We start from the raw sequence: 21,428 nt of genomic DNA, 5'->3' as shown, positions 1-21,428 counted from the left end.
TGAGGCCCGATCCGGAAGCGCGGTGGGCGAGGCCGCGTCGGCTCAGGCGCGCAGCGGGCGGGCCCAAGCCCTTCACGGCAAGTGCTTTTCCGGGCCTGCCGCGACCTTCACGGCAGGTGCTTTCCGGGCCTGCCGCGAGCGGGCCCGTCACTTCGGGGCGCACGTCATCCGGCCTGCCGCGGGAGTCGTCACGCGGCCGACGCGGGTCCCGGATCCGGTCTCGGCGCCCTCAGGGGAAGAGCGCCACACCCACCATGATCAGGACGATGATTCCGACGATCATGGCGGCACCGGTCCAGGCGCCCCGGTGTTTCAACGGCGCTCTCGGGCCGCCGCCTCGGGGCCGGTCCTCCGGCAGTACCGGATGTGCGGGCCTGTCCCGGGCGTAAAACTCCTTGTCCTGCAGATCGACAGTCATGGGAGAGGTCCTTCCGTAGTGACCTTCGCACTCAATTGTACGTTCAGCCCCGGCGGAATGCGCAGAATGTCGGCCCGTCCTCCAACGCGCCCCGGGCGGCGCGGAATTCCGGCCCGGCTGTGCATTCCGTGTGTCACGGGGCCTCTGCTCAAAGGAATGTCCAACTCCACTTGTTCGTAAGGCAAATGGGCCCGGAGAGATCATTTTGGGCGAGTCACCGTCTATGCTCTCGGCATGCCGGGCGACTGCCGGACCAGCGCATCGAGAAGTGAAAAGGGCGGCAGGGGATGAGCGAGCGGAACGACCGCGGTGCCGTACGCGGCAACCGGGCGAACTCGGCGCGGGTGTACGACTACATCCTGGGCGGGAAGGACCACTACGCCGTCGACCGGGAGACGGCCGAGGCGTCGCTCCGCGCCTGGCCCGGCCTGCGGGCGAGCATGCTGGCGAACCGGGCGACGATGCGGAGGATGGCCCACTGGCTGACCGCGGAGGCCGGGATACGGCAGTTTCTGGACATCGGCACAGGCATCCCGACGGAGCCCAACCTGCACCAGGTTGTGCAGCGGCAGGCTCCGGAATCGCGGATCGTCTACGTGGACAACGACCCGATCGTCCTTGCCCACGCCGACGCGCTGATGCGCAGCACCCCCGAGGGCCGGACCGCCTATATCCAGGCGGACATGACCACGCCGGGCTCGCTCCTCACCGAACCCGCCCTCCGGGAGACTCTCGACCTGAACGAACCGGTGGCCCTGACCGTCATCGCCATGCTGCAGTTCGTCAAGGACGCACAGGGCCTTGTCGAGACGTTGATGGAGCCCCTGGCGCCGGGCAGTTATCTGGCGCTCACCCTCGCCACCGGCGACCTCGCGCCCGAATCCGGGGCGCTGGCGCGCGAATACACTCAGCAGGGCATCCCCATGTACTTGCGCACCCGCGCCGAGGTGGACGCCCTGTTCGCCGGTCTCGACCTGGTGGAGCCCGGTGTGACGCCGATGACTTCGTGGCGACCGGCCGACGGTGACACCTCGCCCGTTGCTGCGACGAACATGTACGCAGGCGTGGCGCGCAAACCCTGACCGGACCTCTCCCGGCCTCCGCCCGCGAACGGCTCCTCCGTCCCTCCTAGGGTGGAGCCACGTCCGCCGCATCGCCGGACGGACGGCCCGCCCCGACACCGCAAGATCCGATGGAGCACCGCATGACGCACCCTTTGCCCGTCACCCTCGACGACGTCCGCGACGCCGCCGCGCAGATCAAGGGTGTCGCACACCGCACCCCTGTACTGCGCTCACGCACGCTGGACAGGCTTGTCGGCGCGGAGGTTCTCCTCAAGTGCGAGAACTTCCAACGAATCGGGGCCTTCAAGTTCCGCGGCGCCTACAACGCTGCCTCCCGTCTGTCACCGGAGCAGGTGGCCAAGGGCATCGCCGCGTACTCGTCGGGTAATCACGCGCAGGCGGTAGCCCTGGCCGCGAAGGAACTGGGCACCACCGCGGTGATCCTGATGCCGGAGGACACCCCGCAGTCGAAGATGGACGCCACCGCCGGATACGGCGCGGAGATCGTCACCTACGACCGCTACACCGGTGACCGCGTCGCCATCGGTGAGGCGCTGGCCGCCGAGCGGGGCCTCGCGCTCATCCCCCCGTACGAGCATCCGCACGTCATCGCGGGCCAGGGCACCGCCGCGCTGGAGCTGATCGAGGAAACGGGCGAGCTGGACGCGCTGGTGGTGCCGGTCGGCGGCGGTGGACTGCTCGCGGGCAGTGCCATCGCGGCCAAGGGGCTGCGGGACCGCACCCGTGTGATCGGCGTTGAGCCGGAGGCCGGGGACGACACCAAGCGGTCCCTGGCGGAGGGCAGGCGCGTTTCCGTTCCCGTCCCGCGCACCATCGCCGACGGCCAGGCGGCCGCCATCCCCGGCGAGCTGACCTTCTCCGTCAATCAGCGCCTGGTCGACGGCATCGCCCTGGTGACCGACGACCAGATCCGTGATGCCATGCGGTTCGCTTTCGAACGCCTGAAGATCGTCGTCGAACCCAGCGGTGCCACCGCGCTGGCCGCGCTGCTCGCAGGCCGGGTCGACGACCTCCCGCGCCGGGTCGGCGTGATCATTTCCGGCGGCAACATTGGTGCTCGGCGGTTCGCCGAACTCTGCGGAAGCTGACCGCCGGGGGCGGGCCCCGGCCACGTGTCACGCCGAGAAAGTCGCTACTGCCCAGGTCAGGCCGGTGCGGTGACCGGCCCGGCGAGACGCGGGGGGCGAAGTACCGGACCGCGCCGCCTGCACGGCAGGCGGTGGTCCGTGTCTTCGGGCGGGCCGACGGTGCACGGCTCATCGGCCCGCCCCCGCGTGATCAGAGACATCGGATTCGGAAGAGTGTTATCTCTCATGGTGGGTACGCGAGCGCCGTAAAGGTGTTCCATACACTGAGGTAATGATTGCGCTTCGCCAGTAGCGGAAGCGGTTCCAGACATCGATGTCAGTCAGGTGATTGTGTTCATGGCCGAGACGCCTTCTCCCACAGATGCGCCGCACCGCGGCGGTAAAGCTGTAGGCATCTCCATTGCCGCCGCGGTCGGCGGTTTTCTCTTCGGCTTCGACTCCTCCGTGATCAACGGTGCGGTGGATGCGCTGGGGTCGCATTTCCACCTCGGCTCGTTCCTCTCCGGTTTCGTCGTCTCCATCGCCCTGCTGGGCTGCGCGGTCGGAGCCTGGTATGCCGGCCGGCTGGCGGACAGCTGGGGCCGTCGGCGGGTCATGGTGCTGGGCGCTGTGATGTTCATCATCAGCTCCGTGGGATCGGCGACCGCGTTCTCCGTACCGGACCTCATGGTGTGGCGGGTCGTCGGCGGGCTCGCCATCGGCATCGCCTCCGTGATCGCGCCGGCGTACATCTCCGAGGTGGCGCCCGCGAAGGGGCGTGGCGCACTGGGGTCCCTGCAGCAGTTGGCGATCACCGTTGGCCAGCTGGTGGTGCTCAGCTCCAACAAGGGGCTGGCCGGTGCCGCGGGTGGCGCCTCGCAGGACCTGTGGTTCGGCATGGCTGCCTGGCGCTGGATGTTCCTGGTCGGTGTCATCCCGGCGCTGGTGTACGGCCTCCTGGCCATGCTGATCCCCGAATCCCCGCGCTACCTGGTGCTGAAGGGCGAGTACGACAAGGCAGCAGGTGTCCTGGAGCGGGTGACCGGCGAGAGCGACCCGCAGGGGAAGGTCGCACAGATCCGGGAGACGCTGCACAAGGAGCACCGCAGCTCGTTCAACGACATCCGCGGCCACCGGTTCGGCCTGCACCCGCTGGTATGGGTCGGCATCATCATGGCCGCGTTCCAGCAGCTGGTCGGTATCAACGCGATCTTCTACTACTCCACCACCCTCTGGAAGTCGGTCGGCTTCAGCGAGTCCAGCTCGTTCACCACCTCGGTGATCACAGCAGGGATCAATGTGGTCATGACCGTGGTCGCGATGCTCTTCGTGGACCGGGTCGGCCGCCGCAGGCTGCTCACCATCGGATCCATCGGCATGTTCGTGTCGCTGCTGCTCACCGCGGTGGCCTTCTCCCAGCAACACGGCACCGGCACTCATGTGAGTCTGCCGAGCCCCTACGGTCCGCTGGCACTCGTCGGAGCCAATGCCTTCGTGGTGTTCTTCGCACTCTCGTGGGGCCCGATTCTCTGGATCATGCTCGCCGAGATGTTCCCGAACCGGATGCGTGCGATGGCGCTGGCCATCGGAACCGCGTCGAACTGGATCTTCAACTTCATCGTCACCTTCGCTTTCGAGCCGATGACCCGGCAGGTGGGACTCTCCTGGCTGTACGGTGCGTTCGCCTTCTTCGCCCTCGCCTCGTTCTTCTTCGTACGCCGCAAGGTCCCGGAGACGAAGCAGGTGGAACTGGAGTCGATGACGGGCGAGACCTACCAGCGCCCGGCGGCCGGGGCTCCGTCGGTGTAAGGGTCCTGCACTGTGCCCGTCCGGGGCGCGTGGCCTGGCGACGCCGCGATACACGGCACCAGGCCACGCGACCTCATCGGACGCTCATAGTGCACGGACCCCTGAGCCGGCGTACGACACGTGCGGCCGGCGGTGGCAGCTACCCGGGCAGCAGCGATCACGGGCACCGGCTCAGGTGGCTCAGGTGGGACGGCACTGCCGGTGGGGTTCGACGACGGTCCTCACACCGGACTGACGAGAGCCCGTTCCCAGTGCTGGGTGTCGGCGTATTCACGCATCGCGTGGATCTTCCCGTTGCGGACGACGAAGACGCCGATGTTCTTCTCCCGGTACGCACGGCCGGTCCTGCCCGTGGCCCAGGAGTCCCACTCGACGAGTACCTGTTCGCCCTCGCCGAAGACGTTGGTGACCTTGAGGCCGATCTCCTGCTCCGGATCCAGGTGGGCGAAGGCCGTGTCCAGGAAACCGTTGATGACCTGATCCCGGCCCTGCCAGGTGCCGGATATCGGGAGGTCGCCGCCGTACCAGCAGGTGCCGTCCTCGGCCCAGCTGTCCCAGATGGCCGGCCGGTCGCCGGAGGCCAGGGCGTCGAAGTAGCGCAGTACGGTCTGCCGGGCTGTGGTCATGGTGGTGGTGCTCCTGTCCATGGGCGTGGTTCAGGCGAAGAGGGCGGTGTGGGCTCGGAGGGTGTCGATGTGCTCGCGGACGGCGGCGATGCGCCCGTCGCGGATGGTGAAGACGGCCAGGCAGTGCTGGTCGTAGGGGCGACCGGACCTGGACAGACCGCGAGTGTTCCACTCCGCGAGGATCCGTTCGCCTTCGCCGAGCACTCCCTCGAACTCGAATTCCAGCGACTCCATCACCAGCCGGTCGCGCATGGCCGGCACGAATTCGCCGAGGATCTCATCGGGACCGGTCCAGGTTCCGGACAGTGGCAGATCGCCGGCCAGAGTCCAGGTCGCATCCGGCTGGTAGAGACTGCGCGCCGTCGCGAAATCGCCGTTCATGAGGGCTTCCATGTACTTCTCGACGACGGCCTTGCTGCTGGCGGTGAGGTCTTGTGTCGCCATGTCCGGGACCTTTCTCGTACGGGCTTCCGATGGCTTGAACACTAGTGAGCGGGTATCGGAGAAGGGAAAGACCTGATCTCGCTGGGTCCAGACCGAAACGGCATCCCCGCAGGTCGGATGGCGGGCCCTGGGCAGTGCGCCGGTTTCCGGTGCGGGGCCGGGCGCCCATCGCCGGGCGCCGGAACAATGGCCGGGGCGGCACACTGCGCCGGCCTGGTCCCTGGGCCAAGGGCGACCGGCAGGGGAGCGTACGTGCTCTGGATACGTATCACTTCGACCGCGTCCGACGGGGGATCAGTGGTGAACACCCATGAACGGTTCAACCGCGGACGCCAAGTCGTCGGCGCGGCAGGGAACTTGGGGGCCGGCTCACGCCGCGGATCGGTGCTCCGGCGAATCCGGCGTCCCTGATACGCAGTTGAGGCGCTGACCAGCGGGCCCTCTACACTGCCGGTCATGACTCGCAACCCCGTTGAACTGGTGATCTTCGACTGTGACGGTGTGCTCGTGGACAGCGAGCGGATATGCGTCGAAGTGGACGCTGTGATCATGGCGGACCTGGGGTGTTCGTTCACTGAGGCCGAAATCATCGAGCGGTTCGTAGGCTCGTCCACGGAGGTCTACACGGCTGCCGTGGAGGAACGGCTCGGACGGAGCCTGGAGAAGGACTGGCAGCAGAAGTACGAGCATCTGTACGACGCCGCCTTCGCGGCCGAACTGGCCGCTGTCGACGGCATCGCGGAGGTCCTGGGCGGCCTCGCGACACCCAGCTGTGTCGCATCGAACGGGGATCACGGCGCCATCCGGCGAAGTCTGGAGATCGTCGGGCTGACCAACCACTTCGAGGGGCGCATCTTCAGCGCCGACGACGTCGCCAAAGGCAAGCCCGCCCCCGACCTCTTTCTCTACGCGGCCCGCTCCATGGGAGTGGAGCCCGGCAAGTGCGTGGTGATCGAGGACAGTGCCTACGGGGTTCAGGCCGCCCGAGCCGCCGGAATGCGGGCGTTCGGATACTGCGGCGGCATGACACCCGCCTCACGCCTGGAGGGACTTGGCACCGTTGTGTTCGACGACATGCGCGGACTCCCCGAGCTGCTCGCGGCCGCCGCCCGCTGAGCCGGCGGATTCCGACCGGTGAAACGGTCACGTATGTACGGGTCCCGCAGGGGCCGGGCGAGGTCGCAGCACATTCGGGCAGAGGCGCCGCCGGTGCGCTGGACGACGGCGGTGCGGTGGACGACGGCGGGCTGTGCTGACCTCGCGTGGTCCGTGTCCGCCTCAGACCGCCGGCCTCTTCAGTGTCCTCGACGTGACGGCGACCCCCGCGAACAGCGCCGCCACCAGGGTGCCGATGACCGCGACAACGATGACACCCGAGTTCAGGTGCAGGCCCACGTCCGACGAGGTGGCCTCGGAGAGACCGGCGGCCATGCCGGCCAGCGGGGGCAGGGTCACCAGCACACCGAGGGCGGCGCCGGTGATGATGACCAGGGCGGTCTCGCCGGCCGAGGTGAACAGGAGCTGGCGGACGGTGCCGCCGGCCGACTTCATCACCCCGAAGTCGCGGCGACGGCCGTGGGCGGCCATGGCCATGGAGTTGGCTACGGCGATCACGCTGTAGCCGACGGCGATGACGATCAGCATCATGGCGAGCGAGTCGGTGAGCTTGGCATCGGTGTTGTAGTCGGCCAGGGCGTACTCGGCGGCGTCGTGCAGCGCGACTCCGGGGGCCGCGGCCGACGCCCTGGCGTTGCCCGGGACGAAGATGTCGTCGGTGAGCGCGGCCGGGTCGTGGGCGCGGACCAGGTCACGGGCGACCACGAAGTCACCGCGGGCCGGGTCGTCGGGCAGCACCCGGGAGACGCGGAGGGTGACGGTGGTGCCGTCCGCGAACCGGACCGGGACCTCCTGGCCCTGCTTCAGCCCCAGGTCGCCGGCCGTCTTCTCGCCGAGTACCGCCTCGCCCTGCTTGTCCCACCTCGCGTCCCGGCTGCCCAGGACATCCAGGACGGTGCTGTTCTTGCCGTGCTTCGTCTCCACGAAGGCCCGGGTCGGCAGCGCCGCCTTGCCCGCGGGGTTGTCCGCGACGACCTCGTCGGTGTTGCCGGGAGTACCTTCCGGCGTGACGATCGTCTGGCCCGCGACCTTCAGCGCCGCACCGGCCGGATAGGCGACCCGCATGGTCGACACCATGCCGCGGCCGTCGAGAGCGGTGATCCGGTCCGCGAGCCCGGTCACACCGCTGCCCGCGGGATCCAGCCCGCCCAGTCGTGCGGCGACTGAGTATTCGCTGCGTTCCTCGTGGTCGGCGCCGTCGGTCAGCCGGTGGGCAGGGTGGTGTCGAGCCAGTCGAAGGTGGTCTGCTGGAAGCGGGACATCGCTCCCATGTGGCAGTGCTCGCCGGCGCCTTCGGCCTCGGGGAGGGTGATCAGGGTGTACGGGCAGGTCAGGGCAGCTGCGACGCGCTGGGGCTGGCCGCGGAAGAACTGGTCGTTCTCGGCGTCCAGGATGAGAGTGGTGCAGTCGATGAGGTGGGCGACGCCGTCGAGCGTGTAGTCGGTGGTGCGGCGGATGTAATCCGCCACCGAGGTGGCTCCGAAGGTCCACACCCCGTTGCGCAGCGCCCAGCGAGCTTGGGTGCTGCTCGTCATGAGCAGGCCGGCCACGGGGTTGGCGAGGTCGTCGCGCCCGGTCTCGACCCACTCGCGCAGGAAGGGGGGCATGATCTGGGTGTTGGCGTCGTGGTAGCTGTAGAGGCCGTCGTCCAGGACCAGGGCGGCCAGGCGGTGTTCGTGGGCGGCGGCGCGGGCGGTGAGGTAGCCGCCGAGGCTGTAGCCCATCAGGACGATCCGGTCGGCGGCGATCTCGGGGCGGGTCAGGGCGTAGTCGACGACGGGGGTCACCACGGCCTCCCAGTCGGGGCGGAAGACCAGTGCCTGTTCGCGCAGTGCCGCGCCCTGGCCGGGACCGTCGTAGGCCAGCACGTTGTAACCGCGGCGCAGCGCGGCCGCGGCGATGACGAAGTAGACCTCCTCCAGGGTTGAGTCGAAGCCGCTGGTGAAGATGACGGTCGGCCGGGGGGTGCCGGAGTCGTCGACGAGGAAGAGGTAGCCGGGCAGGCTGGTGTCCTGGTAGGGGATGCGCACGGCCTCGACGGGGGTGTCCATGAGGGCGGCGGCTTGGGCGAAGGTCTCGCGGGAGAGGGTGGACAGAAGCTTGACCTCGGGGTCGTTGGCGGGATCGTCGCGGCGGTAGAACTCGGCGGTGCGGTAGTAGTTCGAGGCGCGCAGCAGGGCCTCACGGGCACTGACCCGGTGCCCGGCGGCCAGGGCGCGGCTGCCGATGGCGTGGACGCGCTGCGCGGTGGCCTTCCACTCCCGAAGCCAGGCATCCTCGTCGCCCTCGCCGATGTTGCGGGCGGTGGCCAGGACTTCGCCCAGGTCGGAGCCGCCGTCGTTGGCGAACCCCGCCGCCCGCAGCGTCTCGAAGGAGAATGACTCGTCGTCGAACAGGAACTTCATGGTGCTCTCCCGGAACCCTGGCGAGACGGAACGGTTGCGTCTCGACTATGGGGGAGACGTTAGCGGTCGCCCAGCCGAGACGCAACCGTTCCGTCTCGTGATAGTTTCGGAGCATGCCGAGCCCACCCGCACCGCCGACCCCCGAACGCAGACTCCCTGGAGGACCGGTCCTCCAGGACTCGGTGACCGAGGCGATCGCGGCCGCCTTCTTCGAGGAACTGGCCCAGGTCGGTTACGCCAAGCTCTCCCTGGAGGCTGTCGCCAAGCGCGCCGGAGCGGGCAAGGCCGCCATCTACCGGCGCTGGCCGTCCAAACTGGCGATGACCATTGCCCTGATCTCGCAGGTCGTGTCGAGCGCAGTCGTGATCAGCGACAGCGGCACCCTGCGCGGGGACGTACTCGAGTTCGTCACTGACGCCGCCGCGGCGCTGCGCCACCGGCTCCCCGCGATGATCGCTCCCGACCTGCTCGCAGAGAGCACCCGCAACCCCGAACTGGCGCAGGCCCTCCTCGCCGCAGTGCGCGATCCCCGCCGGGCCAGGGCGGTAGGCATGCTGGAACGGGCGATCGAGCGCGGCGAGTTGCCGGCTGACGTCGATCGCGACCTCGCACTGGACCTGCTGGTTGGCCCGCTCTACTGGCGGCTGGCGGTGGCGCACGCGCCGACCGCGCCCGACTACCTGGACAGGCTGACCGACAAGATCCTTGCCGCCATCCTCGCCTAGCCGCGGCGTTTGTCCATGTTTTTCGGGTTCTGGCGCAGATCTTGGGCAGCGGTCGCGGAGCGTCACCCCGGACTTCGGTTGTGAGGCGGTGGGTTCCCGTGAGACCGCGTACGCCTTGCCGTCTGCCGACCAGGAGTGGCGTTCCATCAGGTTCCTGGTTGTCCCGGTTGTGGGCTGTGACGGTACTGGCCATGCAAACCGGTATATCGTTCTGGGACTCGCTGGTGTTCGACGGGATCGACGACGTGGACGTCGAGGCGGTGTCCGCTGCCTTCGGCGCGGTCGATGTGTGGCAGGAGGCCGCGCGACCGGGGCGGACTGCCCGGACTGTGGCTGTTTGTCGGACGGGGTGCGTGACTGCTATCAGCGCAGGTTGAAGAATCTTCCGCTCAGTGTGTCGAAGTGAGCCGGAGCCATCACTCGCGAACAAAGCCATCCACGGTGCCAACGATCTCGTTGATGCGAGACGCGAAAGCGTCGTGGGCGGTCGCGGCATCCACGATTCGCTGCGTCACCACCTCCTCACTTCGCCACGCCTCCGCCTCCTGGGTGGCGAGGGATAGTTCCCATTCAACGAGGCTGTCCGAGAGAGTGCTCACGGCAGCGCGAAGGTCTCCCGCCGACGCCTGGATCTCCTGCGGACCAAAGACGCGCAGACGGAAGTAGGCCACAGTGAGACCGTGGCCGGTGGTGCGCACGGCATCACGCCTTGGCTCCCGGCTGTCTCCGTCGGGATTGGACAAGGCAGCCTGGAACGCTCGGACAGCGGGGATGTAGTGGTCGTAGGCAGAAAGGAATTGCAGAGAGGCGTCCACCCGCTGCTGCAAGAGCCAATCCTCGCGCACGTGCCGAGCCTGGGCATCGACCTGGTTCTGCATGGCCCGCGCCGTCTTCTCCGCTCCCACGCGCGCCCCACGGACCGCAGCGATTCCTGCCACAGCTGCTCCGCCCATAGCGCCAACCAGGCCCGCTCCGGCAGCAATCACAGCCGCCACACCTTGATCCATGCACCCAGCTTGCCCAGTGAACCCCGGAGGTGTCAGGGAGATGAGCAAAGCCCTCGCTACTCCGTGTGCCTCTTCGTGTTTCCTTCACGGAATGCGAGCCAGAGCCCGAGTCTCGACGGCTCCACCGTGTCGTGTCGAGGGTGTGGCGTGGATCAGGGGTCTGCTCCGGGAGTTGCCCCGGCGATCACTGTCGACGCTTCGCCCGGTGGGGATTCGGCTGGCCTTGACTTGTATCGTCGCTGTCGGGCGATCATGGCCCGTGACTCGCGAATTGTCGACGCCGCCCGCGCTTCCCTTCGGTCTGCTCTCGGGCTCCTCTCAGCCCGTACTGCCCGCCGCTCAAGGTCTGTTACTGCGGCCTTGGGAACCGGCTGACGCTCCGGTGTTCCTCTCTGCCTACCAGGACGATGAGATCTGCCGCTGGCACACGCGCCGCCCTCGGACGGAGACGCGCGTCCTGGAGTGGTTCGATGCCTACCGCCAGGACTGGGGAAGCGAGAAGGGCGGTCACTGGGCTGTCGCCTGCGAGGACGGTGAGGTTCTCGGCCGAATCGCGCTGCGCGGCTTCGACTTCAACGACGGTGTCGCCGAAGTCAGTTACTGGATTCTCCCGACGGCCCGCGGCCGCGGTGTGGCGACCTCGGCGATGGCAGCACTCTCAGCCTGGGCGCTGGATGAGATCGGCTTCTACCGTCTGTACCTCGAGCATTCGACGCGCAACCATGCCTCCTGCGGGGTTGCCGCCAAGTCGGGCTACCTGCTCGAAGGAACCCAGCGCAGTGCGGCCATGCATGACGACGGCAGGCACGACATGCATCTGCACGCCCGAATCCGAGGGGGCTGGGTCTGACGGGCACCAATCATGAACGTAGCCAGATGACGAGCACGACGACGCTGACGGTGCCGAGGAAGACGTAGCGGCACTTTTCGTGTCGCGTCGCGACGGCCCGGGAGTTCTTGAGTCTGCTGATGGCCCGTTCGACGGCTTTGCGCTTCTTGTACCGCCTTTGGAACGGGCGGTGGGGTGGTGAGGGCGCCTGCCGCGTGTTGGTGGGCACGGACGATGGTGGAAACCCACTGAGATGTCCAAGTCAATCCGGCCCATCGCGGCGGCCGCGGTCTGGGCCTGCTGCAGGAGGCGCTCCCATGTGCCGTCCGCCGACCACAGTCGATGGTGCTCATAGCGTCTTCCAAGGACCGAACCGCACCGGCAGATCTCTGCCACTGCACCCCGGTCCGTGCCCGGTGCGAGATCCCGTCGATCACCTGCCGGTGATCACGCCACCGCCCGCATCGCCCATTGCTCACCGGCAGGAACGGCCGTAACCGCTCCCACTCCACGTCCGGCAGATCACCACGTTCTCCGCCCCATACCCGGAACAAGGGGCACATCGGTTGACGGGCACATGATCGCCAGGACAGCTCCCAGTCGTTCCTCGGCTCCGGCCGCGGTGTCGTAGTAGCTGGGCCGCGCCACGAGGACAGTCGCCGACACTGATCCTTCGGCGATGTCTCCTGCGGTAGTCCACTGCGAAGGAGAGGCCTGAACGGGATGGCCGCTGAATGGTGGAACACGTGACACTGGCCGGGTCGGTCGATAGGCAACCCGCTCGTCGCTCCCTACCCTGTGAGCGAATCCGCGAGTCCAGAATTGGGCGATCCCGCCCTTTCTGACTCGTGTCCGGGAAGTCCATGCAGTGGACATCACCATCGGAGAGCACGCATGAATGACGACAAGACTTCGAACCAGCTGCCTCGGCGTCGGTTCGTTGCGTTCTCCGGTGCCATCGGTGCGGCGACGCTCGTGACCGGCGTGGGAGCGGCGGCCGGAGACACAGCTTCGGCAGCCGACCCGATGCACGCAGACCCCGTCGTCCCCGACGCGTGCCCCACTCCACCTCCCGGGGGGACCCCGACCTGCCCTCCTGCTCAGCTCCAACCCCTGTGCGGAAGCCCTTCCGACAACGATCCGCTGTGGCGGGACGTCCAGTACTGCACGCAAGGAAAGCCCCTGCCCCCCGGGCAGAACCCTCCCGCCTGCCTGAAGGTGACCTCGGACTACGTCGTACTGCACGGCAGGCCGTCGAGCCAGCACAACTATCTCCTGACCCCCAGTTGCCGGATCACCGGTATCGAATGCCCGTTCATCGAGACCTCGGGCGCGCCAAACTACTGGAATGACGCATGGGAGAACGCCCGGAGCGGAGGGAGCGTCCCCGTGCAGTATCCCAATATCGGTTTGGGGATCAACTCGCAGAGCGCCCGGTTCCTCAACCAGTTGCACATTCACATGGCCGGGGTCCGGGCGAGCACGCAACGGCGGCTGCAGGAGCTGGAGATGACGGGACGGATGGCCACCAACCCCGCGCAGTGGGACGCCGTGAAGTACCGGGCACCGGTCACGGGCTCGGACGGGACGGGGGACCGTACGTACCGAGTCCTCAGGCTGCCCAGTCTCGGGATGAATCTCTTCGCGCAGTTGCAACAGTACGTAGTGAAGCCGAACGGGCTGAACATGGCGGACCAGACGCTGATCGTGGTGCCGAAGATGACGGCTACGGGATTCGCCGGGGCTTTCTACGTCCTCAACAGCGACCCTTCGCTCCACGACGGCACGAATACGTGTGACCACCTTCTTGTGTACAGCTGAGTCCTCAGCATGAGAAACGTATGGTCCCTGGCAGCGGAGCGGGCGATGAGTCCTGTGGCGCCAATGCTCTCCAGTGGGACAGTGCGCCTCTGCCGACTTGCAGCGGGAGCATCAGTCACTCGTCAGGTCCACCCACACCCAGGGCGCGTGGTGCCATTGGCGGATTCTGCCGACAACGAGCTCGGTGGTGGTGCCCACGGCGGGCAGGTTCTGGGCGAGTCGGCTCACTCCGGGTTCGCTGCCGCGCCGGATGACGTCCAGTGAGGCACCGACCGCTTCGTATCCGTGGATCTTCGCTGTCATGCCCCACGGCTGGTGGCTGGTGATGGTGGCTCGGATTCGCTCGCCCGCGTGTAGGTCGCTGAGTGGACGGGCTGGTTCGTCGGTCGTGGAACAACTCCTTTCTGCCCTCGGTGGGTCATGTGGCGGTGTTGAGTTGAAGGGATGTGTGATGCACCGTTGGCTGACCCCTGCCCGCAGCGCCCCGTTCTGTGCAAAGTAATGCGCGACGGGGCGTGCTGAAGCCTTGGCGATGTCGTTACAACTCGCCACCGGTCACCGTGAGTTCATCGCCAAGAAATGGTAGCTCCGTGTGGTCCATGACTTCCGTGCAGTAGGGCCAGCCGTCGAGTTCGGGATTCCGTACCGCCGGCCGGGCCTCCAGATCGGGTGTCACGGCGTCGATCAATCGCCGGACCGTTCGAGGCTCGTAGAGGTTGATCCAGGTGCGGTCGAGGACGACTGTGCCCTTCTCGAAGTGAGAGTTCGAAACGACTCTTCCTGGGCCCGGCGCGAATACAAGGGTCAATCGGCGTCGCATGCCCCACGCCGGCGCCGGTGGGAAGAGAGACAGTTTCATCCGGCAACCAGCGTAGTCGGGCCGCACCCTCTGCCGGACTCTCCAGCACGGTTCGAGCCCGGTCGCCGCTGATAGAACGATGCCAGAGCCAGTGGGTCAGAGCAATCGAGAGTAATCGCATCCAACTTCATCTGCAGGGGCATGGCATCTCCGGGGTGGACCGGGGGGATGTTCTGGGCGCATACCCTGAGGGTGCTCCTCCGCTTCCCGGCCGCGCGGGCTGCCGTCGGTCGCAGTGGCTCCCGGCTGTCCGCCATGGCCATCGGCCCCACGGAGACAGCGACGAACACTTGGCCCGCACGTGCGTGGCTGGAACGCGGAGAAGAATCGCTCGACGTTCCCGTGGGGGAGTGGCCACTGGCTGTGGGGACGAAGCGCACGTTGGCCCGACCAGCGTGCACCTGGCTCAACACCCAGTCGTCCAACGGGCAATCGTCCTCGGTGGAGGGGTCCGGCCCCGAGCTGCCCGTCCCGACGCCTGCCGTGTCGCGGTCGTGCGGGCCCTTGAGGGAACTCAGGAGTCGATCACGGCGGCGACCGCCTCGATCTCGACCAGCTGGTCCTCGTATCCGAGCACGGTGACGCCCATCAAGGTACTCGGGGCGTCATGGTCGCCGAACGAGTCCCGGACTACCTCCCAGGCAGCCACCAGGTCCTCGCGCCGGGTCGATGCGACAAGGACCCGTGTACTGATGACGTCCTCCAGCGAGGCGCCTGAGGCGGAGAGGGCGATCCGCATGTTCTCCATGGCTTTCGCCGCCTGGCCCGCGTAGTCCCCGACCGCGGCTGTCGAGCCGTCATGGTTCAGCGGGCATGCCCCGGCGAGGAAGACCAGGCGTGCCCCGGCGGGTGCCGTGGCCGCATACGCGTACTCGGCTACGTCGGACAGGGCGGCGGAGCGAATCAAAGTGATGGCACGAGACACGATCGTCGGGCCCCTTTCTCTGCGGGAGTTGAGCGTGTACATCCTGCCAACCTGCCGCCGGATCCGCCTTCATTTTTCGCTTCCACGAGCGACGTGGAGATCGTCTTGGGCGCCGCGGGTGGACGGCGTCATCGGCAGAACCGTCCCGATACCCACGGCGACCGTGCCGGCAGGATCGAGAGGTATCCGCTGACCGGTACGGAGGTGACCATGAGATCCGGCCGGCCCGTCGCATGCCAAGCACGCATGCGGGGTCAGCATCCGAGCAGGTGGCTGTGGCGTTACGGACGGCGATTCGGGGGTCCGCGGCGCACCTCGTCGTACGGCGCGGTGTTTCAGACCTGAACGGCGTCGGAGAGCGCGGCCGTGAGGGCCGCGTCGGTGTCGGCGGTTACGAGGTCGGCGTTCATACGGGCCCCCGCCAGGGCACCTGCCGCAGCCGAAGCGCCGACCTGCGCGGCCAGGTCGGTGGCGTTGCCGGCCACCCACACCCCCGGCACGTCGGTGATGCCTGCCACGCCGGACGTGAAGCAGCGGCCCATCCCGTTCGGCAGGTCCTCCATCGGCAGCCGGAGGCCGTCCAGCCCGTCGGTTCGGGCCAGCAGGCCCGCCGCCACGGCGAGGACGCGCCGCGGGACTGCACGGCCGTCGCTGAGCCGCACGGCGGTGATGCCGCTCGCGTCGGACTCGACTCCGGCCACCGGCGTATCGAAGACCCTGATGTCACGGGCTGCGAACCGGGCCCGGGTGTCGTCATCCAGGCCGCCGCCCCGGGAGAAGTAGACCAGGTCCGCGGTCAACTGGCGGAACAACAGCGCGTGGTGGACGGAGGCGGGGCCGGTGGCCAGGACCCCGATGGGTTCGTCACGTACTTCCCAGCCGTGGCAGTAGGGGCAGTGCACCACGTCGTGTCCCCAGTGCCGGGCCAGCCCGGGGATGTCCGGCAGGGCGTCCCGCAGCCCGGTCGCGACCAGCACCCGCCGGGTCCGCAGTGAGCCGCCGCCGGCCAGTGTGACGGTGAAACGCAGATCGCCCTCGGGGGACCGCGAGGCGGGGGCGGTGGCGACCACTTCACCGGTCACCACCCGTCCACCGTAACGGCGTACCTCCTCTCGACCGCGTGCCAGGAGCTCGCCGGGTGGAATGCCGTCCAGACCGAGCAGACCGTGCACGCCCTCAGCCGGGGCGTTGCGAGGCGTGCCGCTGTCGATCACGACGACCGAGCGGCGGGAGCGGGCGAGCATCAACGCGCCGTTCAAGCCCGCGGCGCCGCCGCCGATCACCACGGCGTCGACCGTTCCATCGGGCAGTATGCCGGTCGCGTTCTCAGTACTGGTCACAGGCATGGCGGTCCTTTCGTCGAGCTCGGCGGACCCCGGCTGCGGGGCCGCACACCATGAACGTAAGCGCAGTTTGCGGCCAAGGCATACGCTGATGCCTATGACGCAAAATGATGGTGAGCTGGAGAGCCTGGTGCGCAAGCGCATCCGTGCGCTGCGAGTGGCGCAGGGCTGGTCGCTCGAGGAGCTGGCGACACGTGCCCGGATGAGTCAGTCCTCGCTCAGCCGGATCGAGAACGGGCAGCGCCGCCTGGCCCTGGACCAGCTCGTCACCATCGCGCGCGCCCTGGACACCCCACTTGACCAGCTGGTCGAGACCGCCGCCGACGACGTGATCTCCAGCCCGATGATCGACGGTGCTCGTGGGGTGCTGCGCTGGCCCATCAAGGCCGATCCCGGCATGACCGTCGTGCGCCAGCGTATGACCGACCCGCCGCCCGACAGCCCTTCACGCCTGCGCGCGCACCCGGGCCGCGAATGGCTCGTCGTCCTCTCAGGCACCGCCGTCCTGCTGCTGGGCAATCGCCGGTTTCGCATGGAGACCAACCAGGCGGCCGAGTTTCCCACCATGCTCCCGCATGCGATCGGCGCCGAAGGCGGCCCGTGCGAGCTCCTGGGAATCTTCGACCGGGACGCCCGGCGCGGCCACCAGCGTGACAAGGACACTCCGAAAGAGGAGCAGCCATGGCCATGACCGAGCAGTCGGCGCGCCGGGTGGGTTTTATGCCTCTCCAGCAGTCGGAGAGGGTATCGCTTTGCCATATCGGCAAGCACTCGTGCACGTGGCGCATGGTGTATCTACCGTGACGGCATGACCCACACCGCACATAGCCACGAGGCGCACCGTTCCCACCAACAGGGACATGACCATGGGCACGCCGACGACTCGGGTGGTCAGGCGGAGATGCTGGACCTGGACGCCGAAGTCCTCGCCGAACACATCGCGTCCATCATCAACTGGCTGCCGCTGGAAGGGAGCCCTCGCCGGATCGTCGACCTGGGCTGCGGTACCGGCGCCGGCACCTTCGCCCTGCTCGGCCGATTCCCAGAGGCGCACGTCACCGCGGTCGACGCATCGGCCGACCACCTGCAGCGCCTGCAGGACAAGGCGCGCGCCCAGGGCGTCGGTGATCGCGTACACACAGTTCAGGCCGACCTCGACAGCACCTGGCCGGACCTGGGCACGGTCGATCTGGTGTGGGCATCGGCGTCCATGCACCACATGGCCGACCCCGACCGCACCCTGCGCCAGGTCCATGACGCGCTCGGTCCGGGCGGCCTCCTCGCCGTCGTCGAGCTGGCCGGCTTCCCCCGCTTCCTGCCCGAAGGCGCTCCGCAAGAGTGGCCGGGTCTTGAGGAGCGCTGCCATGCGGCCGGCGACCGGTACCACGCCGAGCATGTCCCACACCGTGGCGCCGACTGGGGCCCGAAGCTGACCGGCGCCGGATTCAATGTGGAGGGCGAACGCACCGTCACAGTGAACATCGAAGGCTCCCGCTCTCCGGCGATCGGCCGCTATGCCCTCGCCAGCCTGCAGCGCCTGCGCGGTACCGCCACCGGCGTCCTGTCACCCGAGGACCTCGCCGCACTCGACCAACTGCTCGACACCGGCAGCTCGCACAGCATTCTGCGCCGCAGTGACCTCGTCGTACGGACCGAACGTGCTGTGTGGGCCGCGCGTCGACCGTGACCCGGCGCCCCCTCGGTCGCATGCCGCCCGCCCCCTGCGCCTGTTCGCCGCCGAGCGCCCACTTCGGGGGGTACGCCGGGGCCCGCACGGCTGGTCCGGCTCAGGTGAGGCCGACCGCTTCAGTGAGCGTCCCGCCGGGTACCCGGTCGGGCAACTCCACCCGGCTTCCTGACCCGCTCCACCGTCGTCCGGGTCAGGACCGGGTCCCGGTACGGGGCATCGGACCGAACGGAGTCCGGTCCAGGATCCCCTTGATGGTCAACCGGACCGCGAACACGATGTTCGCCGTGGACAACTCCAGGTGTATGTCCTGGGTGTTCCAGGTCGACGAGAGAGCGCTCACTCGAACCGCGTGGTGTCGCCCGCTCCCCGGCGTACGATCTCGGGCTCGCCGTCGGAGAAGTCGATCACCGTGGTCGGAGCGGTGCCGCAGTCACCCGAGTCGACCACGGCGTCCAGTGAGTGGTCGAGCCGTTCCTTGATCTCCCAGCCCTGCGTCATGGGCTCCTCCTCGTCGGGCAGGAGCAGGGTGCTCGAGAGCAGCGGCTCGCCGAGTTCGGTGACCAGGGCCTGGGCGACGATGTGATCCGGAATCCGGACCCCCACTGTCTTCTTCTTCGGGTGCAGCAGCTGGCGCGGTACCTCCTTCGTCGCGGGGAGGATGAAGGTGTAACTGCCGGGGGTCGCTGCCTTGATCGCGCGGAACACGTCGTTGTCGATGTGCACGAACTGCCCCAGCTGGGCGAAGTCCTGGCACACGAGGGTGAAGTGGTGGCGATCGTCGAGGTTGCGGATCGAACGGATCCGGCCGATGCCCTCACGGTTGCCGAGCTGGCATCCCAGTGCGTAACAGGAGTCCGTCGGGTACGCGATGAGCGCTCCGGACCGGAGGCTTTCTGCCACCGTGCTGATGGTGCGTCGCTGTGGATTGTCGGGGTGCACGTCAAAATACTTGGCCATCCGTCGAGCCTACGCGGTCGGCGGACCCGGGGACGGAACCCCCGGCCGACGACTGGTTGCCCGCCACGGCGTTCCGTCCGGCCTGCCGGGAGGGTGCACCTTCTCCTGGGTGCGCGGAGCGCCACCAGTGGGGTCAGAACCTCCATTGCCGGTCAGGATCTGCCCGTCAAAAGCGGCCGGAGCTGTCAGATCGAGCCCAGCACAGGTGCGATGTGGTCGCGGTCGGGAGCGTCCTCGCGTGCCAGGCCGAGGTCGCGGTAGATGGCGGTGCAGCTCGCGTGGTCCCGCCGGACGCGATCAGCCAGCACCGTATTGCCATGGAAGTGGACCGCGACGGGCGAGCCGGACATCGGGGTCGGCGAGGACGAGGCAGGCGCTTCCGCAGCTGTGGCCGAAGGTGTGTGGTGAGCAGTGGCGGCCGAAGTCGAAGGTGTCGATCATGAGGCCCAGCTCCCATCGCATGGGGACGCCGAAGGCGGCGTCGACCTGCCCGGGAGCGCGATGGTCGCGAGTCAGCTGTGCGCAGGTGTCCGGGCGAAGAACAGTCACCTCGCCCAGTGTCCCTCCCCGGCGCAGGAGTTCGGCCACGAGGGCCGCGTCCGCGATCGGCCCCGGCCACGCACGGGCTCGGACAGCCCCGCGACACGTCGAACTTCCCGACGCGGGCGGCCAGTTCGCTGGGCCCGAGGAAGGGTACGTCGACCACCCGCACCCCAGGGGGGCCACCGAGCGCGGACGCCAGGCCGAGCGGCCGGGTGACGTGGGCCTCCAGGAATTCACCGAAGAGCACACCACTGCGGCGGGCGACGATCTCTCAGAGCAGCAGAAACCCGGCGTGACCGAGGCAAGCGGCACGGGGCCCGGCCGCCTGGTCCGGGTCGGCTTCGTCGGCGCGGATCTGCGTCACCAGGGCATCCCATCCTGCGTCGAACGCGCCACCTGCAGCATGGTCCGCCTGTCGCAGGGGTGCGGTGTGGGCCCGCAGATGGACGCCCGGCTGAGCGGATCACGGTGCTGGACATCCTGGAGGCCGTCGAGGGTTCGGCCTCACCGTTCCGCTGCCAGGAGATCCGCCGGCGTGGCACCGGGGCCATCGCCCCCGATCAGTGCCCAGGGCTGTGCGGATTCGCGTCGGTGATGGCTGACGCGCACGAGGCGTGGCGCGAGTCGTTCCGCTCGACAACCGTCCAGGATGTTGTGGGGCGGCTGCCCTCCGAAGTGCGCGAGCGCAACGCACGAATCCTGGCGCAAGCGGCACGGGCCAGGGGCACGGCCACCGGGTAGCCGTTGCGACCGGGCGTCAGGCGCCACCCGGCTGTTTGAGCCCGCAGGCACCGTCGTCGCGTGTGGTCCGGCGCCGGGGGAGGACCCGCGGGTTCCGGCTCCGCCTGCGAGCCGCCGACGGCTCGGGCCGACGTGTCCGTATTGGGGCATGCCGAGCCGCCTGCCTGCGGTGCGTCCCGGGGCTCCGGAGGTCCGGGTCCCTGTCTGGAAGGCCCGCTGGTCACTCGTTCGGCGGGGTTGCCGGGAGCGCCCCGCTCCGTGCTGCCACTAGCCCATCTGAGCTGCGGCGATCGACCTGATGGCTCGATACCTGATGCGGAGTTCGGCTGCCGCTGACAAGCCGTCGGGAAGCCCGGGGGCCGGGACTGCGCTCTGATCGATCCTGTGAGTACGGACTCGATCGTTCGCGGCACACAGGTGCTGCATCCGCGCTCGCGGAAGGTTGGATCATGCGTCCTATACATGCGCTTCTGGGTACGGCAGCACTTGGTGCGACTGTCGTACTGACCGCCCCCTCGGCTCACGCCGCGGTGGTGCAGGCTCCGCAGACGACTGCGGCCTGTTCGAAGGCCACCTCGGACGCCCAGAAGGCCGAGGCGGATTACCGGGCCGCAGTCAAGGACTACAAGGATCAGGTCGCCCAGGGTGGCCACCCGGGCAAGGCCGAGCAGGACAACGTCGACAAGCTCCAGTCGAACGCGAACGCACTGGCATCGGACGCCGCTCGTATCTGCCCCGACTCCAAGGTGCCGTCGGGCACCGTGCACACCGGCATCGGCAGCACCAGCCAGGGCGTCAACAGCACCGACATCGCGCTGGGCGCCGGCCTCCTCGCCGCCGTCGCGGCCGGTTCGCTGGTCCTGCGCCGCCGCCGCGGCGACAGCCGCGCCTGACAGAAGTCCGTACGCCGGACGTCGCCCCCCCTTGCGCCCCGGGCGCTGTCCCGGGCGCAAGGGCGTGGCCTGCCCCGGCCCGTATGCCAGGCAGGAATCCATGGACCGTCACGTCCCGGCGAGGG

26 protein-coding genes and 1 pseudogene are annotated in these 21,428 nt (G+C 68.3%); 11 read left to right on the top strand and 16 right to left on the bottom strand.

The genetic code is table 11. The features are described from left to right. Nucleotides 1-229: 229 nt before the first annotated feature. On the bottom strand, nt 230-418 hold the full coding sequence (locus OG584_RS01790) for a hypothetical protein (protein ID WP_405774259.1): 189 nt from the start codon (nt 416-418) through the stop codon (nt 230-232). A gap of 287 nt (nt 419-705) precedes the next feature. Between OG584_RS01790 and OG584_RS01785 the strand changes: the two genes are divergently transcribed. The 3 genes from OG584_RS01785 to OG584_RS01775 all read left to right on the top strand — a co-directional run bounded on the left by OG584_RS01785 (nt 706) and on the right by OG584_RS01775 (nt 4,379). Then, a complete protein-coding gene (locus tag OG584_RS01785; RefSeq protein ID WP_405774257.1) occupies nt 706-1,500 on the top strand; it encodes an SAM-dependent methyltransferase in 795 nt (264 codons plus the stop codon). Between the two features lie 122 nt (nt 1,501-1,622). Then, nucleotides 1,623-2,591 carry a threo-3-hydroxy-L-aspartate ammonia-lyase gene (locus tag OG584_RS01780; RefSeq protein WP_405774255.1) on the top strand — a complete coding sequence of 323 codons (969 nt, stop codon included), beginning with the start codon at nt 1,623-1,625 and terminating at the stop codon, nt 2,589-2,591. A 336-nt stretch (nt 2,592-2,927) separates the two neighbouring features. After that, the gene (locus OG584_RS01775; RefSeq protein WP_405774253.1) at nt 2,928-4,379 is read left to right on the top strand and encodes a sugar porter family MFS transporter; all 1,452 of its coding nucleotides are present in this window, start codon (nt 2,928-2,930) and stop codon (nt 4,377-4,379) included. A gap of 221 nt (nt 4,380-4,600) precedes the next feature. Here the strand turns inward: OG584_RS01775 and OG584_RS01770 are convergent, their stop codons facing one another. After that, on the bottom strand, nt 4,601-5,005 hold the full coding sequence (locus OG584_RS01770; protein ID WP_405774251.1) for a nuclear transport factor 2 family protein: 405 nt from the start codon (nt 5,003-5,005) through the stop codon (nt 4,601-4,603). A gap of 30 nt (nt 5,006-5,035) precedes the next feature. Further along, nucleotides 5,036-5,449, bottom strand: coding sequence for a nuclear transport factor 2 family protein (locus tag OG584_RS01765; protein ID WP_405774249.1), 414 nt, complete (start codon nt 5,447-5,449; stop codon nt 5,036-5,038). 456 nt (nt 5,450-5,905) lie between these two features. Between OG584_RS01765 and OG584_RS01760 the strand changes: the two genes are divergently transcribed. Further along, a complete protein-coding gene (locus tag OG584_RS01760) occupies nt 5,906-6,565 on the top strand; it encodes an HAD family hydrolase (protein WP_405774247.1) in 660 nt (219 codons plus the stop codon). Between the two features lie 162 nt (nt 6,566-6,727). Here OG584_RS01760 and OG584_RS01755 read toward each other — a convergent pair whose 3' ends face one another. Continuing rightward, nucleotides 6,728-7,687, bottom strand: coding sequence for an ABC transporter permease (locus tag OG584_RS01755; RefSeq protein ID WP_405774245.1), 960 nt, complete (start codon nt 7,685-7,687; stop codon nt 6,728-6,730). 80 nt (nt 7,688-7,767) lie between these two features. Further along, nucleotides 7,768-8,970 carry an alpha/beta hydrolase family protein gene (locus OG584_RS01750; protein ID WP_405774243.1) on the bottom strand — a complete coding sequence of 401 codons (1,203 nt, stop codon included), beginning with the start codon at nt 8,968-8,970 and terminating at the stop codon, nt 7,768-7,770. A 113-nt stretch (nt 8,971-9,083) separates the two neighbouring features. On the opposite strand from OG584_RS01750, the gene OG584_RS01745 reads away from it, so the two are divergent. Beyond that, nucleotides 9,084-9,695 carry a TetR-like C-terminal domain-containing protein gene (locus OG584_RS01745; protein ID WP_405774241.1) on the top strand — a complete coding sequence of 204 codons (612 nt, stop codon included), beginning with the start codon at nt 9,084-9,086 and terminating at the stop codon, nt 9,693-9,695. 416 nt (nt 9,696-10,111) lie between these two features. Here OG584_RS01745 and OG584_RS01740 read toward each other — a convergent pair whose 3' ends face one another. Continuing rightward, nucleotides 10,112-10,573: a hypothetical protein gene (locus OG584_RS01740; protein WP_405774239.1), complete on the bottom strand. Its 462-nt coding sequence runs from the start codon at nt 10,571-10,573 to the stop codon at nt 10,112-10,114. Nucleotides 10,574-10,961: 388 nt separating this feature from the next. Here OG584_RS01740 and OG584_RS01735 point away from each other — a divergent pair, with 388 nt between their 5' ends. Further along, a complete protein-coding gene (locus tag OG584_RS01735; RefSeq protein WP_405774237.1) occupies nt 10,962-11,552 on the top strand; it encodes a GNAT family N-acetyltransferase in 591 nt (196 codons plus the stop codon). Nucleotides 11,553-11,562: 10 nt separating this feature from the next. Here the strand turns inward: OG584_RS01735 and OG584_RS01730 are convergent, their stop codons facing one another. Both OG584_RS01730 and OG584_RS01725 read right to left on the bottom strand, forming a co-directional pair. Beyond that, on the bottom strand, nt 11,563-11,760 hold the full coding sequence (locus OG584_RS01730; RefSeq protein ID WP_405784437.1) for a hypothetical protein: 198 nt from the start codon (nt 11,758-11,760) through the stop codon (nt 11,563-11,565). Then, nucleotides 11,708-12,094: pseudogene (locus OG584_RS01725) on the bottom strand (IS5 family transposase); the annotation flags it as partial. The pseudogene OG584_RS01725 and the gene OG584_RS01730, both read right to left, overlap by 53 nt. Before the next feature lie 463 nt (nt 12,095-12,557). Here OG584_RS01725 and OG584_RS01720 point away from each other — a divergent pair. Next, nucleotides 12,558-13,352 (top strand): CDP-diacylglycerol diphosphatase, encoded by a 795-nt coding sequence (locus tag OG584_RS01720; RefSeq protein WP_405783815.1) that lies wholly within the window; start codon nt 12,558-12,560, stop codon nt 13,350-13,352. A gap of 111 nt (nt 13,353-13,463) precedes the next feature. Here OG584_RS01720 and OG584_RS01715 read toward each other — a convergent pair whose 3' ends face one another. From OG584_RS01715 to OG584_RS01700, 4 genes are all read right to left on the bottom strand, one after another. Continuing rightward, entirely contained in the window at nt 13,464-13,655 is a 192-nt protein-coding gene (locus OG584_RS01715; RefSeq protein ID WP_405774235.1) for a hypothetical protein, read from the bottom strand. Nucleotides 13,656-13,890: 235 nt separating this feature from the next. Then, on the bottom strand, nt 13,891-14,160 hold the full coding sequence (locus tag OG584_RS01710) for a hypothetical protein (RefSeq protein ID WP_405774233.1): 270 nt from the start codon (nt 14,158-14,160) through the stop codon (nt 13,891-13,893). 565 nt (nt 14,161-14,725) lie between these two features. Continuing rightward, the gene (locus tag OG584_RS01705; RefSeq protein ID WP_405774231.1) at nt 14,726-15,136 is read right to left on the bottom strand and encodes a RidA family protein; all 411 of its coding nucleotides are present in this window, start codon (nt 15,134-15,136) and stop codon (nt 14,726-14,728) included. Between the two features lie 335 nt (nt 15,137-15,471). Further along, nucleotides 15,472-16,482 carry an NAD(P)/FAD-dependent oxidoreductase gene (locus OG584_RS01700; RefSeq protein ID WP_405774229.1) on the bottom strand — a complete coding sequence of 337 codons (1,011 nt, stop codon included), beginning with the start codon at nt 16,480-16,482 and terminating at the stop codon, nt 15,472-15,474. 94 nt (nt 16,483-16,576) lie between these two features. On the opposite strand from OG584_RS01700, the gene OG584_RS01695 reads away from it, so the two are divergent. Further along, nucleotides 16,577-17,170: a helix-turn-helix domain-containing protein gene (locus tag OG584_RS01695; RefSeq protein WP_405774227.1), complete on the top strand. Its 594-nt coding sequence runs from the start codon at nt 16,577-16,579 to the stop codon at nt 17,168-17,170. Between the two features lie 117 nt (nt 17,171-17,287). After that, on the top strand, nt 17,288-18,166 hold the full coding sequence (locus tag OG584_RS01690; RefSeq protein WP_405774225.1) for a methyltransferase domain-containing protein: 879 nt from the start codon (nt 17,288-17,290) through the stop codon (nt 18,164-18,166). A 193-nt stretch (nt 18,167-18,359) separates the two neighbouring features. On the opposite strand, the gene OG584_RS01685 is transcribed toward OG584_RS01690, so the two are convergent. The 4 genes from OG584_RS01685 to OG584_RS01670 form a co-directional block, all read right to left on the bottom strand. Then, nucleotides 18,360-18,509: a hypothetical protein gene (locus OG584_RS01685; protein ID WP_405774223.1), complete on the bottom strand. Its 150-nt coding sequence runs from the start codon at nt 18,507-18,509 to the stop codon at nt 18,360-18,362. Then, nucleotides 18,506-19,126: an L-threonylcarbamoyladenylate synthase gene (locus OG584_RS01680; RefSeq protein ID WP_405774222.1), complete on the bottom strand. Its 621-nt coding sequence runs from the start codon at nt 19,124-19,126 to the stop codon at nt 18,506-18,508. The genes OG584_RS01685 and OG584_RS01680 overlap by 4 nt, the downstream gene beginning before the upstream one ends. A 185-nt stretch (nt 19,127-19,311) precedes the next feature. Further along, a complete protein-coding gene (locus OG584_RS01675) occupies nt 19,312-19,434 on the bottom strand; it encodes a hypothetical protein (protein ID WP_405774220.1) in 123 nt (40 codons plus the stop codon). Continuing rightward, entirely contained in the window at nt 19,424-19,675 is a 252-nt protein-coding gene (locus tag OG584_RS01670; RefSeq protein ID WP_405774218.1) for a hypothetical protein, read from the bottom strand. Before OG584_RS01670 ends, OG584_RS01675 begins: the two co-directional genes overlap by 11 nt. Nucleotides 19,676-20,092: 417 nt before the next feature. Here OG584_RS01670 and OG584_RS01665 point away from each other — a divergent pair, with 417 nt between their 5' ends. Further along, complete coding sequence (locus tag OG584_RS01665; RefSeq protein ID WP_405774216.1) at nt 20,093-20,410, top strand: Rrf2 family transcriptional regulator; 318 nt, start codon at nt 20,093-20,095, stop codon at nt 20,408-20,410. 449 nt (nt 20,411-20,859) lie between these two features. Next, on the top strand, nt 20,860-21,303 hold the full coding sequence (locus OG584_RS01660; protein WP_405774215.1) for a hypothetical protein: 444 nt from the start codon (nt 20,860-20,862) through the stop codon (nt 21,301-21,303). Nucleotides 21,304-21,428 lie beyond the last annotated feature (125 nt).

Source organism: Streptomyces sp. NBC_00859, assembly GCF_045161865.1.
In the GTDB taxonomy this organism is placed as follows: Bacteria; Actinomycetota; Actinomycetes; order Streptomycetales; family Streptomycetaceae; genus Streptomyces.
Note: the sequence above shows the minus strand (reverse complement) of the source record. Positions and strands in the feature narration are given on the sequence as shown.

What these genes read in the sequence shown, in the direction of transcription:
- OG584_RS01790 (WP_405774259.1), bottom strand. Translation starts at nt 418, where the DNA reads ATGACTGTCGATCTGCAGGACAAGGAGTTTTACGCCCGGGACAGGCCC.
- OG584_RS01785 (WP_405774257.1), top strand. Translation starts at nt 706, where the DNA reads ATGAGCGAGCGGAACGACCGCGGTGCCGTACGCGGCAACCGGGCGAAC.
- OG584_RS01780 (WP_405774255.1), top strand. Translation starts at nt 1,623, where the DNA reads ATGACGCACCCTTTGCCCGTCACCCTCGACGACGTCCGCGACGCCGCC.
- OG584_RS01775 (WP_405774253.1), top strand. Translation starts at nt 2,928, where the DNA reads ATGGCCGAGACGCCTTCTCCCACAGATGCGCCGCACCGCGGCGGTAAA.
- OG584_RS01770 (WP_405774251.1), bottom strand. Translation starts at nt 5,005, where the DNA reads ATGACCACAGCCCGGCAGACCGTACTGCGCTACTTCGACGCCCTGGCC.
- OG584_RS01765 (WP_405774249.1), bottom strand. Translation starts at nt 5,449, where the DNA reads ATGGCGACACAAGACCTCACCGCCAGCAGCAAGGCCGTCGTCGAGAAG.
- OG584_RS01760 (WP_405774247.1), top strand. Translation starts at nt 5,906, where the DNA reads ATGACTCGCAACCCCGTTGAACTGGTGATCTTCGACTGTGACGGTGTG.
- OG584_RS01750 (WP_405774243.1), bottom strand. Translation starts at nt 8,970, where the DNA reads ATGAAGTTCCTGTTCGACGACGAGTCATTCTCCTTCGAGACGCTGCGG.
- OG584_RS01745 (WP_405774241.1), top strand. Translation starts at nt 9,084, where the DNA reads ATGCCGAGCCCACCCGCACCGCCGACCCCCGAACGCAGACTCCCTGGA.
- OG584_RS01740 (WP_405774239.1), bottom strand. Translation starts at nt 10,573, where the DNA reads ATGCAGAACCAGGTCGATGCCCAGGCTCGGCACGTGCGCGAGGATTGG.
- OG584_RS01720 (WP_405783815.1), top strand. Translation starts at nt 12,558, where the DNA reads ATGCACGCAGACCCCGTCGTCCCCGACGCGTGCCCCACTCCACCTCCC.
- OG584_RS01715 (WP_405774235.1), bottom strand. Translation starts at nt 13,655, where the DNA reads ATGACAGCGAAGATCCACGGATACGAAGCGGTCGGTGCCTCACTGGAC.
- OG584_RS01700 (WP_405774229.1), bottom strand. Translation starts at nt 16,482, where the DNA reads ATGCCTGTGACCAGTACTGAGAACGCGACCGGCATACTGCCCGATGGA.
- OG584_RS01695 (WP_405774227.1), top strand. Translation starts at nt 16,577, where the DNA reads ATGACGCAAAATGATGGTGAGCTGGAGAGCCTGGTGCGCAAGCGCATC.
- OG584_RS01690 (WP_405774225.1), top strand. Translation starts at nt 17,288, where the DNA reads ATGACCCACACCGCACATAGCCACGAGGCGCACCGTTCCCACCAACAG.
- OG584_RS01680 (WP_405774222.1), bottom strand. Translation starts at nt 19,126, where the DNA reads ATGGCCAAGTATTTTGACGTGCACCCCGACAATCCACAGCGACGCACC.
- OG584_RS01660 (WP_405774215.1), top strand. Translation starts at nt 20,860, where the DNA reads ATGCGTCCTATACATGCGCTTCTGGGTACGGCAGCACTTGGTGCGACT.